Consider the following 15,719-nt stretch of genomic DNA (forward strand, 5'->3'; position numbering starts at 1 on the left):
AGTGACGGGACTCTTTGGTCAGGCTCCTATCAAGTCACTCCGCCCTACCGGTCGCGTGTGAACGTTGTCCGTCGAAGCGAGAGCCGACACATCACATGAAGGACAGCCAACGGCGTCAGAGCGGAAACGAGCCAAACTCCCGCCTCAACGAACAACTCCAGTATCACTGAGTGAAAATGCATAGTGGGCTATGTACTTTCACTCACATGCGCGAAGCGCCTTCAGTATCTGGTCACTGACCTCGTCCGGGGCTTCCTGATGCGCGTAGTGGCCGGCTCCGAGGACGGTGTGCAGCCGCCGCCTCGGTGCCCAGTGCGCGTCCGCCTCGACTGTGCGAGGGAGTATGTACCGATCTTGTTCGCCGCGAATCTGCACCACCGGGATGCTCAGCTCGGTGTCCATCGCCTGCATGAAGCGTCGCCCGTCGGAACGAAACTGGCTGCGGAAGGCCCAGCGTTGATATTCGAGTGCGCTGTGCGCGGCGCCGGGGATACGAATGGCCGACCGCATCTGCGTCGCGACATCGTCGAACTCCGCGGTGCCGTGCCAGGACGCGCCGGTCCGCAACCGCAGCAGCCGCTCCACCTCGTCACCGTTGTTCTTGGTGAGACCGTGCTCGGGCACGAGGGGAACCTGATAGCTCAGCAAGTGCGGCAGCAGTGCGCGCCGCTGCGCTTTGTTCCGCCGGACGGCGCGCCGTAGCGCGATCGGGTGCGGAGAACTGACGAGCGCGATCGAATCCACCATGCGGGGGTGCAGCGCGGCCGTCGCCCAGCACACCAAGCCGCCGTCTGCATGCCCGACGAGGGTGGCCTGGCTGTAACCGAGCGCTCGAATCAGCCCGACGACGTCGCCGGCGAGCGTCCAACCGTCGTAGCCGCGTGGTGGCTTGTCGGAGTCCCCGTAGCCACGCAAATCCACCGCCACCGCGCGGCAGCCCGCCGCCGCCAAAGTCGTCAGTTGATGACGCCACGACCACCAGAAATCAGCGAAGCCATGCAGCAGCACGACGAGCGGCGCGTCGGCGGGGAGGTCGGCACCGTCGGCGGCTGCCTCGACGACGTGAAATCTGATTCCGTTCGCATGGATGTCGCGGTGCTGCCACGGCCCGGCGAAGCGGACCGTGGATGGATCCGGCGCAGTCATGAGGTCCCGAAGCGGAGGGGTCTACTGCTTGTAACCGGGAATTCCCGGAACGGATTGGTGCTGATTCGGCAGCACACTCGACGTCTGCTTGAGCGAATCGATCGTCTTCTCCGGCTTGCGCAGCTTCTTCACTCGCAGATAGCCGAGGAATCCGAGAAGGGCCGCCACCAGCACCATGAACACGAAGACGATCAGGAAAGCCGCCCAGCGCGGCAACCAGATGTCCAGCGTTTCGGCGAGGAAGAAGAAGAAGAAAAACGCACTGAAGGCGAGGACAGCGAGTGCGAGCGCGAAGAAGAGGCTGCCCTGCAGACCCTTCTTGATCTCCCCGGTGACCTCGGCCTTGGCGAGCTCGACCTCGGCGCGCACCAGCGTCGAAACCTGGGTTGTCGCGTCCTTGACGAGGCTTCCGATGCTGCCGGTGCCTGGAGCTCGGTAGTCCGCGTCCGACAACGGGATGGAGGAGATCGTGTGAGGAACTCCGTCCGGGTAGTCAGCTTTACCGTTGCCACGTTTGGTCTGGCTCAACTTCTCGACCCTCCAGTTGCTGATGCTCATCGATTCTCGTCCGGGCTTCGCAATAAGACTAGTGCCGACCCGAGTCGCAGTGCTTCAGGGAGGCGGATTCGACGCCTGTGCGCGGAAATACGACAGTGACCTCGGGTCACTGTCGTATTTCCACGCACGTGCCGCTAGCGGCCCTTCTTGATCGACTCGAACACCTTGGGATCGACAAGGGTGGAGACGTCGCCGAGCTCGCGGCCCTCGGCAACATCACGCAGCAACCGTCGCATGATCTTGCCCGAGCGGGTCTTCGGCAGCTCGGGCACGATCGAGATCTCGCGCGGCTTCGCGATCGGTGAGATCTCGGTCGACACCTGAGCCTTGAGTTCGGCAATCAACGCGTCACCGGTGTTCTCGACACCGGCGCGCAGGATCACGAATGCCACGATGCCCTGCCCGGTGGTGTCGTCCGCGGCGCCGACGACAGCCGCTTCGGCGACACCGTGGTGGGTGACCAGAGCGGACTCGACCTCGGAGGTGGAGATGCGGTGGCCGGAAACGTTCATGACGTCGTCGACGCGGCCGAGCACCCACAGTGCGCCGTCCTCGTCGTACTTGGCGCCGTCGCCGGCGAAGTACCAGCCCTCTTCGGCGTAGCGGGACCAGTAGGTGTCGCGGTAGCGGTCCATGTCGCCCCAGATGCCGCGCAGCATCGACGGCCACGGCTCGTCCAGGACGAGGTACCCGTTGCCGCCATTGCCCAGCGGCCTCGCCTCGTCGTCGACGATCTTGGCCGAGATACCCGGCAGCGGGGTCATGGCCGATCCCGGCTTGGTGGCGGTGACGCCGGGGAGCGGGGAGATCATGATCGAACCGGTCTCGGTCTGCCACCATGTGTCGACGATGGGGGCGGTTCCGCCGCCGACGACATCGCGGAACCAACGCCAGGCCTCGGGGTTGATCGGCTCGCCGACGCTGCCTAGCAGACGGACCGAGGACAGGTCGTGTGCGTCGGGAATCTCCCTGCCCCACTTCATGAACGTGCGCACCAGGGTGGGGGAGGTGTAGTAGATCGAGACCTTGTACTTCTCGACGATGTTCCAATGACGGTGCTCGTCAGGGGAATTGGGGGTCCCCTCGTAGACGACCTGGGTGGCGCGGTTGGAGAGCGGGCCGTACACGATGTACGAATGCCCGGTGACCCAACCGATGTCGGCGGTGCACCAGTAGACATCCTTGCCGGGCTTGTGGTCGAAGACGTTGTGGTGGGTGTAGGAGGTCTGTGTCAAGTATCCGCCGGAGGTGTGAATGATGCCCTTGGGCTTACCGGTGGTGCCTGAGGTGTAAAGGATGAACAGGGGGTGCTCGGCGTCGAACGCCTGCGCCTCGTGCTCCTTCGATGCCTGTGCGACGGTGTCGTGCCACCACAGGTCGCGGCCGTCGGTCCAGGAGACCTCGGAGTCGGTGCGCTTGACCACCAGCACGTGTTCGATCGAACCGGCCCCGTCCACGGCCTGGTCGACGGTGTCCTTGATGGGCGCGGCCTTGCCGCGGCGCCACTGGCCGTCGGTGGTGATGACGAGTTTGGCTTCGGCGTCGTCGACGCGTGAGCGCAGCGCCGTGGCCGAGAAACCGGCGAAGACCACCGAATGCGTCAGCCCGAGGCGTGCGCACGCGAGGATGGAGACGATGGCCTCGGGGATCATCGGCATGTAGATCGCGACGCGGTCACCGGGCACGAGTCCGAGGTCGGTGAGGGTGTTGGCGGCCTGGCTCACCTCGGCGAGCAGGTCGGAGTAGGTGACGTCGCGGCTGTCGCCGGGCTCGCCCTCCCATGCGATGGCGACCTGGTCGCCGTAGCCGTCCAGGACGTGGCGGTCCACGCAGTTGTAGGCGACGTTGAGCTTGCCGTCCGCGAACCACTTGGCGACGGGTGCGTCGGACCAGTCGAGTACCTCGGTGAACGGAGTGTGCCAGTGGAGTCGGCGCGCCTGCTTGGCCCAGAATGCCAGTCGATCCTGCTCCGCCTCAGCGTAGAGATCTGAGGTTGCGTTGGCCTGGGCGGCGAACTCCGCCGTGGGCGGGTAGGAATCTGCCGCAGTCTCCGGTGCTCCGGATGTACTGGTCGTCATCTCGAATAGCTCTCTCTCGTCCGTCGATCTCGCTCGTTGGCCCCGTCACGTCACCCGCAGAACACACCGGCGAATCCGGGCTGAACCGGTCGGCCAAGGTCCCCTGCGGGAGCTCTTGTGAGGGTAGTCACATGTGAGCGTCATCGCACCGTTGCAGCGCCCTGCAACCCTGTGATCTGCGGCGATCGGTAGGTTCTGCGCGGTGGACGGTAGGAGGGCTCTAGTCCCCGACCCGCTGTCGTGCCGTGAACTCCGAAGCCACGAAAAACAAGTTGCCGAAAAGTTTCGGCCGTGTTTCGGCTCGTTCGTCGTGCGTGCGAATGTCGGGGGAGTTCGCATGTTCGGTCCGCGATGTGTCTAAAGTCCCTTCCATTGGATCGTTCCGTGGCTTCACCGAGCCACGGTTTGCGATCGCCCACCGATCCTGAGGGCGTCGCGCCCGAGGGACTGAGCACGGTGACCCTGTGCTCACATCTAGATGGAGGATTTTGTGCGAATCAAACGTGCCGCGGTTATCGCCACGGCTGTCCTGACGAGTGCTGGCCTGCTCGCTGCCTGTGGCGGCGACGGTGGCTCGGCGTCGGGAGGAGACGGCATCTACAGCATCTACATCGGCGATCCCGAGAACCCGCTCGTTCCCGGCAACACCACCGAGAGCGAAGGCAGTCAGGTTCTCAAGGCGCTGTTCACGCCGTTGGTCACGTTCAACGACGATGACAACAGCGTCGAATTCGACGGCGTGGCCGAGTCCGTCGAGTCCGAGGACAATGTCACCTGGACGGTCAAGCTCAAGGACGGTTGGACCTTCCACGACGGCACTCCGGTGACGTCCGAGTCGTACACCAAGGCGTGGAGCTATAACGCGCTCAGCACCAACGCATTCGGAGGCTCGTACTTCTTCGACAACATCGAGGGCTACGACGATCTTCAGGGAGTCGACGGGGCCGAGCCGGCCGCGACCGAACTGACCGGCTTGAACGTCGTCGACGACACGACCTTTACCGTCACCCTCGATGGCCCGTTTGCCATCTTCCCGCTCACGCTGGGCTACCAGGCGTTCGATCCGCTGCCCGAGGCGTTCTACGAGGACCCCGACGCGTTCGGCGCTCGCCCGATCGGCAACGGCCCGTTCAAGGCTGACGAGGAATTCGTTCCCGGCCGCGGTTTCACCGTCACCAAGTACGAGGACTACGCCGGCGATAACGCTGCACAGTCCGAGGGCGTGGAGTTCAAGGTTTACACCGAATACTCCACCGGCTACAACGATGTGCAGGCCGGCGGGCTCGACGTGATGCTCCAGCTGCCCGAGGACGCCTGGGCAACGGCCCGCGACACGTTCGGCGAGAACTACGGTGAACGTCCCCGCCCGGACGTCACCTCGCTCGGCTTCCCGACCTACGATCCGCGGTTCCAGGACCCGAACGTCCGCAAGGCCTTCTCCATGGCCATCGATCGTCAGGCCATCGCGACGGCGATCTTCACCGATACCCGCACTCCTGCAGGTTCGTTCGCCTCCCCCGTGGTCGAGGGATACCGCGAGGACGCATGTGGCGCGAACTGTGAGCTCAACCCCGAGGAGGCAAACCAGCTGCTCGACGAAGCAGGCTTCGACCGCAGTCAGCCGGTGGACCTGTGGTTCAACGCCGGTGCGGGACACGATTCGTGGATGACGGCGGTGGGCAACCAGATTCGAGAGAACCTCGGAGTGGACTACGCCCTGCGCGGCGACCTCCAGTTCGCGCAGTACCTGCCGCTGCAGGATGCACAGGGTATGACCGGGCCGTTCCGCGCGGGCTGGATCATGGACTACCCGTCGATCTACAACTTCCTGTCCCCGCTGTACTCCACCGCGGCACTCCCGCCGGCCGGTAGCAACACCACCTTCTTCAGCGACCCGGCCTTCGACGCCGCGTTGGCGGAGGGCAACAACGCCGAGGACATCGACGCTGCAACCGTGGACTACCAGCGCGCCGAGGACATCCTGATCGAGCAGATGCCCGCGACCCCGCTGTTCTACGGGCTGAACCAGGCGGTGTGGTCCGATCGCGTCTCCGACGTGAAGATCGACAACACCGGCAACATCATCGTCGAGGACGTCGTCGTCAACTGATAGCAGACCCCCGGTGGGTGGAAACCGGATCGACCCGGCTTCCACCCACCGGATCTCGTTTTCGAGGGCAGAGATCGATCTCTGCCCCCACCTGCGCCTTTCCCAGGCCCGATCGCAGGTGAAAAGCCCCTAGGAGAGACCACAGTGGGTCGCTACATCACTCGCCGATTACTGCTGACGATTCCCGTCCTGATCGGCACCTCGTTCCTCATCTTTGCCATGGTCTATGCGCTACCCGGTGATCCGATCCGCGCGCTCGCCGGTGACCGCCCGCTCGCACCCGCAGTTGCCGCCCAGTTGCGCGCCGACTACAACCTCGACGACCCGCTGATCGTGCAGTACTTCAAGTACATCGGCGGCTTCTTCCAAGGAGATTTCGGTACCGACTTCTCCGGTCGTCCCGTGCTCGACACCATCGAGCGCGCCCTTCCTGTCACCATCAAGCTGACCATCGTCGCCGTGGTCATCGAAACCGTCATCGGAATCGCAGCGGGTGTCCTCTCGGCACTGAAGAGAGGGTCGTTCTTCGACAACCTCGTGCTGCTGTCCACCACACTGCTCGTGTCGATTCCGGTGTTCGTTCTCGGCTTCCTCGCTCAGTTCACGCTCGGTCTGCAGTTGGGCCTCTTTCCCGTCGCCGGCATCAACGACGGTTGGGCGAGCTACCTGCTTCCCGGCCTCGTCCTCGCGTCGCTGTCGATGGCCTACGTGGCGCGTCTGACGCGGACGTCGGTAGCCGAATCGATGGCCGCGGACTACATACGCACGGCAAAGGCGAAGGGAATCAGTAACCGGCGCATCATCTTTCGCCACGCACTGCGCAACTCGCTGATCCCGGTCGTCACCTTCATCGGCGCCGACGTCGGCGGACTGCTCGGCGGCGCCATCGTGACCGAAACGGTGTTCAACCTGCCCGGCCTCGGCCGCGCGATCTACGACGGTCTCGCACGTCAGGAGGGCGCAGTGGTCGTCGGCATCGTGACGCTGTTCGTCTTCTTCTACATCTTCTTCAACCTCGTAGTGGACGTCCTCTACGCGGTACTCGATCCAAGGATTCGCTATGAATAAGGACGACACAGACGCTTCTCGACATCTGCACGACGAGGGGCAGCCGGGCAACGTCGTCACGGGTGAAGCCGGCGAGCTGGCCGGGCAGGCAAGCCTGTGGGGCAATGCGTGGAAGTTCCTGCGCAAGAGCCCGTTCTTCATCGTCGGGTCGTTTCTGCTGCTGGTTTTACTGCTGATGGCCGTTGTGCCGCAACTGTTCGCGCGCGGTATCGACCCCAGGGCGTGCTCGCTCTCCGACAGCAGGCAGCCACCGAGTGCCGCGCACTGGTTCGGAACCGACATCCAGGGCTGCGACTACTACGCCAATGTCATCTACGGTGCCCGCATCTCGCTGTCGATCGGGGTCTTGTCGGTGGTCGGAATCCTCGTCGTCGGCGTTCTGATCGGCGCTCTCGCAGGGTATTTCGGCGGCGTCACCGACAGCATCCTCGCGCGATTCACCGACGTGTTCTTCGGCATCCCGCTGCTGCTCGGCGCGTTGATCCTGCTCACGGTGACTGCTCAGCGCACCATTTTCACCGTCTCGCTCGCCCTCGTGGCATTCGGGTGGATGACGGCGATGCGGTTGGTGCGGTCGAGCGTGATCGCCATCAAGCACAGCGAATATGTCCAAGCCGCACAGGCTCTGGGCGCCTCGACCTACCGTATTCTGGTGCGTCACATCCTGCCGAATGCTCTCGCCCCCGTCATCATCTACGCGACCATCTCGATCGGTGTGTTCATCGCCGCCGAGGCAACGCTGACATTCCTCGGCATCGGACTGCAAGCCCCAGAGATATCGTGGGGACTGCAGATCAACCTGGGGCAGAACGTGTTCCTGACGTCGCCGTACCTGGTGCTGTTCCCGGCCGGCTTCCTCTCCGTCACGGTGCTGGCGTTCATCATGCTCGGTGACGCACTCCGTGACGCACTCGATCCGAAACGGAACTGACATGAGTATCCAGAAAGACACAGTTCTCACCGTCACCGATCTGACGATCGAGTTCGAAGTCGACAAGGTCTGGCGCAAGGCTGTCGACGCAGTCTCGTTCACGGTGGCAGCCGGTGAGGTGTTGGCCATCGTCGGAGAATCGGGCTCGGGCAAGTCCACCACCGCGATGGCGATACCCGGTCTGCTGGCCGACAACGCGCGGGTGGCGGGCAGCATCGATCTCGGAGGCCGCGAGTTGGTGGGCCTGACGGAGAAGCAGCTCGCTCCGATCCGCGGCAAGGACGTCGCCGTCATCTTCCAGGAACCGATGACAGCGTTGAACCCGGTGTACTCCATCGGCTGGCAGATCACCGAGGCGATCCGCGCACACACGTCGCTGTCGAAGAAGGAGGCGAAGGCGCGGGCGGTGGAGCTGCTCGAGCTCGTCGAGATGCCCGAGCCCGAGACACGGGTGAACTACTACCCGCACCAGCTCTCCGGTGGCCAGCGTCAGCGCGCGATGATCGCGCAGGCGCTCTCGTCGGACCCGTCCCTGCTGATCGCCGACGAGCCGACCACGGCCCTCGATGTGACCGTGCAGGCGGAAATCCTCGACCTGATGCGTGACCTGCGGAACCGCATCGACGCCTCCATCGTGCTGATCACGCACGATATGGGCGTGGTGGCCGATATGGCGGACCGTATCGCGGTGATGAAGGACGGCGCCATCGTCGAGGCCGACCGAGCCGAGAAGATCTTCAAGAGCGCATCGCACCCGTACACGCGGCAGTTGCTGGCCTCGGTGCCACACCTCGGGAGCAGTATCGAGGCTGTGGCAGCGGGCAAGATCGCAGCCCCAGGTAAAGCGGCCGATACGCGGGCGCTGAGCATCGTCGACGGTGTCATCGAGTACCCCGGACGGCCGGTGTTCCGGGCCGTGGACGGGGTGAGCTTGGACATCGAAATGGGCGAGGTGGTCGGACTCGTCGGTGAGTCGGGCTCGGGCAAATCCACCATCGGCAAAGCCGTCGTCGGCTTGAACAAGCTCACCAGCGGCACGCTGTCCATCGGGGGCATCGACATCACCGGGGCAAGCAACCGCGAGCTGAGGTCGGTGCGCAGCAAGGTCGGTATCGTGTTTCAGGATCCGGGTTCATCGCTGAACCCGCGGTGGCCCATCGGTCAATCGATCGCCGAGCCGATGCTGCTGCACACCGACCTCGACGCCTCCCAGCGCAACCGCAAAGTCGAGGAACTGCTGGATCAGGTGCAACTTTCGCGCACGATGCGCAACAGGTACCCCCACCAGCTGTCCGGTGGTCAACGCCAACGCGTCGGGATCGCGCGGGCCCTGGCCCTGGAACCGACCCTGTTGGTCGCCGACGAACCCACTTCCGCTCTGGACGTCTCGGTGCAGGCCAAGGTGCTGGACCTGTTCAAGGAACTGCAGCGTGAGTACGGTTTCGCCTGCCTGTTCATCAGCCACGACCTGGCAGTGGTCGAGGTACTCGCGAAGCGCATCGCGGTGCTGAACAAGGGCAAGATGGCGGAGTTCGGAACTACCGATCAGATTCTGCGAAGACCCACCAACGAGTACACGAGACGGCTGCTCGCAGCTGTTCCGGTGCCCGATCCGGCCGAGCAGGCGAAGCGGCGCCACGCCCGCGCCGAACTGCTTGCAGCCGGGGCCGACTAGCGCGTCGGCGCGCGGGGGGTACCGTCGTCTGTCGTGACGGACCCCCTCGCGCCCCTGCTCGAACTTCCCGGCATCGTCGACGCAGCCGAACGCGCACGCGACGCCCTCGGTGCCGTGCACCGACACAAGGCCAATCGTCGAGGCTGGCCGGCCACCGCCGCCGAGGCTGCCGTCCGCGCGGCCCGATCCTCCTCCGCACTCGAGGGCGGCTCGATGGACTTCCCACGCGAGGGCGAGGACGGCGATCCCGTGCTCGCCGGATCGCTGCGGGTGGCGTCGGCGCTCGACGGTGACGCTTTGGCGAACATGCTGCAGGTATGGAAGCGGGCGCCTCTCCAAGCTCTGGCTCGCCTGCATCTGCTCGCTGCCGCGGACCTCGTCGACGACGACGCGCTGCTCGGACGGCCGCGATCGGACGACCATGTCGGAGAGCGCCTCGACCTGCTGGCTCAACTGGTCACCGGTGGGACCTCGGCGCCCGCCCCTGTCATCGCTGCCATCGTGCACGGGGAACTGCTCACGATGAAGCCCTTCGGGTCGGCCGACGGTATCGTCGCCCGCGCCGCCTCGCGATTGGTTGCCACCTCCTCGGGACTCGATCCGCACAACCTCGGTGTGCCGGAGGTCAGTTGGATGCGTCGTTCACAGGCATATCGGGATGGCGCCGCGAGTTTCGCCTCGGGTACAGCCAACGGTGTCGGCAGTTGGGTGATGCTGTGTTGCGGCGCGCTGGAAGCCGGGGCGATGGAGGCGACGTCCATCGCCGAGGCTGCCGCAGAATCTGGGAGCAAGTAGACATTCGCGGCAATCGCCACTCGATGCAACCACACTCGATGCAACCACACTCGATGCAACCACACTCGATGCAACCACACTCGATGCAACCAAAGGGCGGATGCACACCAAAAGGGCGGCGCCGCCGAGGTGAGTCGACTTCGCCGCCCGTTAGCACGGACGATCGGGATACCAAGCGTGCAAATTGGGCTGTGGCGATACATTGATCGCGAGGCCTCGGCGTGGGTTCGGTGGAGTAGGAGGTCATCCCTGCAACCGGTGCAGGGTTCTTGCTGCTACTTCCCGAATCTCGCAGGCCCACAGCGCTTCTGCCCTGTCAGCGGCGCGCTCCGCGTGGGATGCCTGATGTCCGTGCTGGGAATTGCGGTCGGGAGTGCGAACCTTCTCTTCCGGTTCGAACTTGGCCTTCCGTTCTTCCGTAACTCATTTCTACCCCGCAATGCCGCTCACATCAAGTGTTTCGCGAGATTGGCGTCGGCGTCAGCGTTTTCTTCGGAGCAGGCCGTAGGTGACGGCTCCGGCGACCAGTGCGCTGAAACCGACTGCGGCGCTTGCCGCTACCGTCGTGCCCGAGGGGCTGTGGATCCGCGACCGCAGTGACACCGGGTTGGAGAAGGTCAGGATCGGCCAGCCCGAGGATGCAGCTTCCTTGCGTAGCGCTCGGTCGGGATTGACCGCGGTGGGATGCCCGACGGCACGCAACATAGGGAGGTCGGTGATCGAGTCGGAGTACGCAAAGCAGTGCTGGAGATCGTATCGACGCTCCTGCGCCAACTCTCTCATGGCCTCGACCTTTCCCTCGCCGTAGCAGTAGAACTCGATGGTGCCGTTGTAGCGGCCATCCTCGACCTCCATCCGCGTCGCCATGGACATGTCGGCGCCGAGGGCCTCGGCGATCGGATGCACGATCTCGTCGCCGGAGGCCGACACCACGACGATGTCGTGCCCCCGGAGTTTGTGGTCGGCGATGAGTTCGGTGGCCTCCGCGAAGACCAGTGGATCGACGATGTCGTGCAGTGTTTCGGCGACGATCGAGCGCACCTGCTCGACGTCCCATCCTGCGCACATGTTCGCGATGTGGGCCCGCATACGTTCCATCTGATCGTGATCGGCCCCGGAGAGCAGGAAGAGGAACTGTGCGTAGCTGCTCTTGAGCACCGCGCGCCTGTTGATCAGCCCCTGATCGAAGAACGGTCGGCTGAACGCGAGCGTGCTCGACTTTGCGATGATCGTCTTGTCCAGGTCGAAGAATGCGGCAATTCTTCTGGTGGGAAGTACGGATTCGGCTGTGTCTGTACTGGCGCTCGTGGTCACGGTCCTCACAATAGTTGTCTTCGGTGACACGCCGGTGTCCGTGCCGCTATCGATGCTCGAAAATCGACAAGGTTGAACTTGCAAACAGCGCGCGTCGCAGGTGTAGTATCGATCCAGTCCGACTAGCTCGGACATGTTCAGCCCGACCCCCCGGGGCTGAACTAGACGACCCTCGCCTCCTCCCCCCCTGGCGAGGGTCGTCCTCTTTTTCGGGCAAACCTGTTTGTGGTACCGCCGTCCAGTAATTCATCCACAGGGCGGCAAACTATCCACATCTCGTCGAACGTTGTTTCCTGTGAGCGGATTCGGCGACATTCTTCCAGTCATGGATTTCGACACACCCGATGTCATCGCAAGCCGCCCGTGCCTGCTGCTCGTTGCAGATCCGGTGCTGCGTCAGGATGCGCTCCGGGTGGCCGCCGCGACCGATTGCGTTGTGCAGGAACGGAACTTACCAGTCGGTAATGATTCGGCTGTTCAGGCCGCAGGGGGTGCCATCGCCATGACCCGTCTCGACTGGGACAACGCCGCCGTCGTGCTCCTCGACTCCCAGACCGCACAGCACATTCCGGCGCTGCGCCTACCCCGCCGCGAAAACGTGGCCGTGCTCGCTCGCGGTGAGGCAGGCGTCGAACACTGGCGCACGGCCACCGCCGTCGGTGCTGCACATGTGCTCGAGCTCCCACGCGACGAAGGTGAACTGGTTCGTCTCCTCGGGACGAGCTACCACGACGCGCACCGCCACGGCGGTTGCATCGCGGTCGTCGGCGCCAGGGGAGGCGCGGGGGCATCGATTCTGTCGGCGGCCCTCGCGCTTGTGTCCGCCGCGTCCGATGCCCGCACCCTGCTCGTCGACGGCGACGAATTCGGCGGGGGGATGGATCTCGTACTCGGTTGGGAGGACGATCCCGGACTGCGCTGGCCGGGCCTCGTCATCGAAGCCGGTCGCATTTCCGCCGACTCGTTGCACAACGCTCTGCCGTCGAGGGGCTCGCTCGCCGTCCTCTCCGCCGGCCGGGTCCGGCCCGGCGCGTCGGGAGGGGCCGATCCTGTGGCAAGCGCTGCGGTCATCGAGGCAGGACGACGCGCAGGCGACTTGGTCGTGTGCGACGTTCCCCGGCTCGTCGGTCCTCGGACCGAGGTCTTTCACGACGCTGCCGACCTCGTCGTACTCGTCGTACGAGCCGAGCTCGGAGCAGTCGCGGCCGCGGAGAACCTCGCCGGCTACATCACCACCCGCAACTCCAACGTCGGGCTGGTGGTCAGGGGGCCCGCTCCCGGTGGCCTCACCGGTGCCGAGATCGCCGACGCCCTGCAGTTGCCGCTGCTGGCAAGCATGCGTCCTGAGCCCGGGCTCGCCGTCCGAATCGAGCGCGGTGGTCTTGCGCTGCCCAGGCGTTCACCGCTCGCGGCAGCCGCCCGAGCCGTCCTCGACACGTTCGCCCGCAAACCGCAGACCGGGCGTGCCGCATGAGCGTCGTCACCGCGGATCTGCTGGACCGTGTTCGCGACCGGCTGGCTCAATCCGCGGACGACCCGACACCGACGATGGTTGCCGCGGCGATCCGCATCGAAGCCGGTGGCGTCCTGAGCGATACCGACCTGCTCGCTGCCTTGCGAGTGCTTCAGACCGAGTTGACCGGCGCTGGACCGCTGGAACCGCTGTTGAGCGATCCCTCTGTCGCCGATGTTCTCGTCACCGCGCCCGACGAGGTGTGGGTGGACCGGGGCAGTGGCCTCGAGCGGGCCTCGATCCGATTCGCCGACGAGGCAGCTGTGCGTCGGCTGTGTCAACGTCTGGCACTCTCGGCGGGCAGACGGCTCGACGACGCGCAGCCATGGGTCGACGGCCAGCTTCCCGGTGTCGGCGACGGCACGTTCGGTGTGCGGCTACACGCTGTGCTCGCCCCTGTCGCCCGGGGTGGCACCTGCCTGTCTTTGCGGGTCCTGCGACCCACCACCCAGGGGCTCGGCGCACTGGCCGAGCGCGGCGCCATCGAACCAGAGGCGTTGCTACTGCTCCGCGCAATCGTGGCTGCACGCCTTGCCTTCCTGGTCGTCGGCGGCACGGGCGCGGGAAAGACAACACTGTTGGCGGCATTGCTAGGGGAGGTGAGCCGCACCGAACGCATCGTCTGCGTCGAGGATGCGGCCGAGTTGGCGCCGTCGCACCCGCACGTGGTGCGTATGGTCGCCCGCGCGCCCAACATCGAAGGCGTCGGAGAGGTGACGGTTCGGCAGCTGGTCCGGCAGGCCCTGCGGATGCGGCCGGATCGACTGGTGGTCGGGGAAGTACGCGGCGCCGAGGTGGTCGACTTGCTCACCGCACTCAACACCGGGCACGACGGCGGGGCCGGGACCATTCACGCGAACTCGCCCGCCGAGGTGCCTGCGCGGTTGGAAGCGCTTGCAGCTCTGGGGGGAATGGATCGCGCGGCCTTGCACAGTCAGCTGAGTGCGGCCTTGCAGGTGGTGCTCCACGTGCACCGCGGGGCCGACGGACGCAGGAGACTGCGGGAGATCGCGGTGGTGACGGCCGACGAAGCGGGCCGGGTCTCGATCATGCAGGCGTGGAGCATCATCGGGACGGCGTGGCCCGGCCGGGCTCGACTGGATCGACTTCTGGCCGAGCGAGGTGAGCTGTCGTGACTGCGGTGGGCGTGTTGCTGTGCGCGATGGCGTTGCTCGTCAGCCCGCGGCCCAGGGCACGGGTGGCCGTGTTGCGGCCCGAGGTGTCGAGATCGGTCGACCGTCGGTCTCGGGTGGTGATGATCGCGGCTGGCGTGGTCGTCGCACTGGTGCTCGCCCTGCAGACCGGAGGTGTGCATTTCGTCGCCGCAGCCTCGATCGTGGCCGCGACCGTATGGAAACGGCGTCGAGGTAGAGGTTTTCGGCGCGAGCGACGCAGGGAGTCCGAGTCACTGATCGCCGGACTCGAAACCGTCATCGGTGAACTACGCGTGGGCGCTCACCCCGCGATCGCCTGCGGAACAGCGGCCGCCGAATGCACCGGGTCCGTTGCGTTGTCGTTTCGGCGCGCTTCGGGTCGTGCTCGGCTCGGGGGTACAGCTCACGAAGGTCTGCCGGCAGCAGACTCGGCCGTGTCGCGGGAACTGACGATCCTCTCCGGCGCCTGGCGCGTCGCCGACGAAAATGGTCTCGCGCTGGTGGGTCTGCTCGGCGCTGCACGCGGTGATCTGCTGGCTCGCAATCGCTTCCGCGACCGCACCGAGGCGTCGCTGGCGGGTGCACGCGCAACCGGGACCGTGCTGGCTGGGCTGCCCGTCCTCGGTGTGCTTCTGGGGCAAGCCATGGGGGCGTCACCGATCGATGTTCTGCTGGGCGGCGGTGTCGGCGGGATTCTTCTCGTGCTGGGTTCGGGCCTGGGCTGCGCAGGATTGTTGTGGACCGATGCCATCACCGAGCGGGTGTGCCGATGATCTCCTCTGCTGCAGCGCTACTCGCGGTGGCCCTGATACTTCTGCCTGCTCGACCGGGGGCACTGCACCGGCTGGACCGGGAGCGACCGACCACGATGCCGCCGACAATCGTGCCGGTGCACGACCCGCATGCCGTGGCGACACTGTTCGACACCATGGCTGCTGCACTGCGCGGTGGACTACCGACCGGAACGGCAGCGCACGCAGTGTCGACAATAGCGCCGGATGCCGCGGCAACGGCGCTGCGCACCACCGCCGACCTGCTGAGTCTCGGCGCCGACCCGGAAGTGTCCTGGGCGCCGGTGGCCGCCCTACCCGAGATCGAGCCGCTGGCACGTATGGCGCGACGATCGGCCAGATCCGGAGCCTCACTGGCCGATGCGGTAGCCGAACTCGCCGAGGCCGAGCGTGCGAGCGCCGAGGATGCTGCTGCGGCGGCCGCCGAACGGGCTGGCGTGCTCATCAGTGGGCCACTGGGCCTGTGCTTTCTGCCGGCCTTCGTCTGCCTCGGGATCGTGCCCGTGGTGATCGGACTGGCGGGCAACGTACTCGGCGGGGGACTGCTGTGATCACAGCCGATGCCCCGCCCCAGGAATTCCGGGAC

Annotated in this window: 13 protein-coding genes; 9 read left to right on the forward strand and 4 right to left on the reverse strand. The window is 65.4% G+C overall.

From position 1 onward, the window contains the following. Positions 1–198 precede the first annotated feature (198 nt). From KVY23_RS18235 to acs, 3 genes are all read right to left on the reverse strand, one after another. On the reverse strand, positions 199–1,146 hold the full coding sequence (locus KVY23_RS18235; protein ID WP_230557699.1) for an alpha/beta fold hydrolase: 948 nt from the start codon (positions 1,144–1,146) through the stop codon (positions 199–201). A gap of 21 nt (positions 1,147–1,167) precedes the next feature. Further along, entirely contained in the window at positions 1,168–1,704 is a 537-nt protein-coding gene (locus tag KVY23_RS18240) for a phage holin family protein (protein WP_139318027.1), read from the reverse strand. A 134-nt stretch (positions 1,705–1,838) separates the two neighbouring features. Further along, positions 1,839–3,782 carry an acetate--CoA ligase gene (acs, locus tag KVY23_RS18245; protein ID WP_230557700.1) on the reverse strand — a complete coding sequence of 648 codons (1,944 nt, stop codon included), beginning with the start codon at positions 3,780–3,782 and terminating at the stop codon, positions 1,839–1,841. 490 nt (positions 3,783–4,272) lie between these two features. Here acs and KVY23_RS18250 point away from each other — a divergent pair, with 490 nt between their 5' ends. From KVY23_RS18250 to KVY23_RS18270, 5 genes are all read left to right on the forward strand, one after another. Next, complete coding sequence (locus tag KVY23_RS18250) at positions 4,273–5,892, forward strand: ABC transporter substrate-binding protein (RefSeq protein ID WP_230557701.1); 1,620 nt, start codon at positions 4,273–4,275, stop codon at positions 5,890–5,892. A gap of 144 nt (positions 5,893–6,036) precedes the next feature. Then, positions 6,037–6,960 (forward strand): ABC transporter permease, encoded by a 924-nt coding sequence (locus KVY23_RS18255; RefSeq protein ID WP_206509041.1) that lies wholly within the window; start codon positions 6,037–6,039, stop codon positions 6,958–6,960. Beyond that, positions 6,953–7,891, forward strand: coding sequence for an ABC transporter permease (locus KVY23_RS18260; RefSeq protein ID WP_230557702.1), 939 nt, complete (start codon positions 6,953–6,955; stop codon positions 7,889–7,891). Before KVY23_RS18255 ends, KVY23_RS18260 begins: the two co-directional genes overlap by 8 nt. A gap of 1 nt (position 7,892) precedes the next feature. Further along, the gene (locus KVY23_RS18265; RefSeq protein WP_230557703.1) at positions 7,893–9,566 is read left to right on the forward strand and encodes an ABC transporter ATP-binding protein; all 1,674 of its coding nucleotides are present in this window, start codon (positions 7,893–7,895) and stop codon (positions 9,564–9,566) included. 33 nt (positions 9,567–9,599) lie between these two features. After that, positions 9,600–10,361, forward strand: a complete 762-nt coding sequence (locus tag KVY23_RS18270) for an oxidoreductase (protein WP_230557704.1) — start codon at positions 9,600–9,602, stop codon at positions 10,359–10,361. A gap of 480 nt (positions 10,362–10,841) precedes the next feature. On the opposite strand, the gene KVY23_RS18275 is transcribed toward KVY23_RS18270, so the two are convergent. After that, the gene (locus tag KVY23_RS18275; protein WP_230557705.1) at positions 10,842–11,675 is read right to left on the reverse strand and encodes an HAD-IB family hydrolase; all 834 of its coding nucleotides are present in this window, start codon (positions 11,673–11,675) and stop codon (positions 10,842–10,844) included. Positions 11,676–12,000: 325 nt separating this feature from the next. Here KVY23_RS18275 and ssd point away from each other — a divergent pair, with 325 nt between their 5' ends. The 4 genes from ssd to KVY23_RS18295 are packed head-to-tail and all read left to right on the forward strand — an operon-like array spanning position 12,001 to position 15,684. Next, a complete protein-coding gene (gene ssd / locus KVY23_RS18280) occupies positions 12,001–13,149 on the forward strand; it encodes a septum site-determining protein Ssd (RefSeq protein WP_230557706.1) in 1,149 nt (382 codons plus the stop codon). Further along, entirely contained in the window at positions 13,146–14,324 is a 1,179-nt protein-coding gene (locus KVY23_RS18285) for a TadA family conjugal transfer-associated ATPase (protein ID WP_230557707.1), read from the forward strand. The genes ssd and KVY23_RS18285 overlap by 4 nt, the downstream gene beginning before the upstream one ends. Next, entirely contained in the window at positions 14,321–15,115 is a 795-nt protein-coding gene (locus KVY23_RS18290) for a type II secretion system F family protein (RefSeq protein WP_230557708.1), read from the forward strand. The genes KVY23_RS18285 and KVY23_RS18290 overlap by 4 nt, the downstream gene beginning before the upstream one ends. Then, positions 15,112–15,684 carry a type II secretion system F family protein gene (locus KVY23_RS18295; protein ID WP_230557709.1) on the forward strand — a complete coding sequence of 191 codons (573 nt, stop codon included), beginning with the start codon at positions 15,112–15,114 and terminating at the stop codon, positions 15,682–15,684. Before KVY23_RS18290 ends, KVY23_RS18295 begins: the two co-directional genes overlap by 4 nt. The last annotated feature ends 35 nt before the right edge of the window (positions 15,685–15,719 follow it).

The organism is Rhodococcus sp. I2R (assembly GCF_020889545.1).
Lineage (GTDB): Bacteria > Actinomycetota > Actinomycetes > Mycobacteriales > Mycobacteriaceae > Rhodococcoides.

What these genes read in the sequence shown, in the direction of transcription:
- KVY23_RS18235 (WP_230557699.1), bottom strand. Translation starts at nt 1,146, where the DNA reads ATGACTGCGCCGGATCCATCCACGGTCCGCTTCGCCGGGCCGTGGCAG.
- KVY23_RS18240 (WP_139318027.1), bottom strand. Translation starts at nt 1,704, where the DNA reads ATGAGCATCAGCAACTGGAGGGTCGAGAAGTTGAGCCAGACCAAACGT.
- acs (WP_230557700.1), bottom strand. Translation starts at nt 3,782, where the DNA reads ATGACGACCAGTACATCCGGAGCACCGGAGACTGCGGCAGATTCCTAC.
- KVY23_RS18260 (WP_230557702.1), top strand. Translation starts at nt 6,953, where the DNA reads ATGAATAAGGACGACACAGACGCTTCTCGACATCTGCACGACGAGGGG.
- KVY23_RS18265 (WP_230557703.1), top strand. Translation starts at nt 7,893, where the DNA reads ATGAGTATCCAGAAAGACACAGTTCTCACCGTCACCGATCTGACGATC.
- ssd (WP_230557706.1), top strand. Translation starts at nt 12,001, where the DNA reads ATGGATTTCGACACACCCGATGTCATCGCAAGCCGCCCGTGCCTGCTG.
- KVY23_RS18285 (WP_230557707.1), top strand. Translation starts at nt 13,146, where the DNA reads ATGAGCGTCGTCACCGCGGATCTGCTGGACCGTGTTCGCGACCGGCTG.
- KVY23_RS18295 (WP_230557709.1), top strand. Translation starts at nt 15,112, where the DNA reads ATGATCTCCTCTGCTGCAGCGCTACTCGCGGTGGCCCTGATACTTCTG.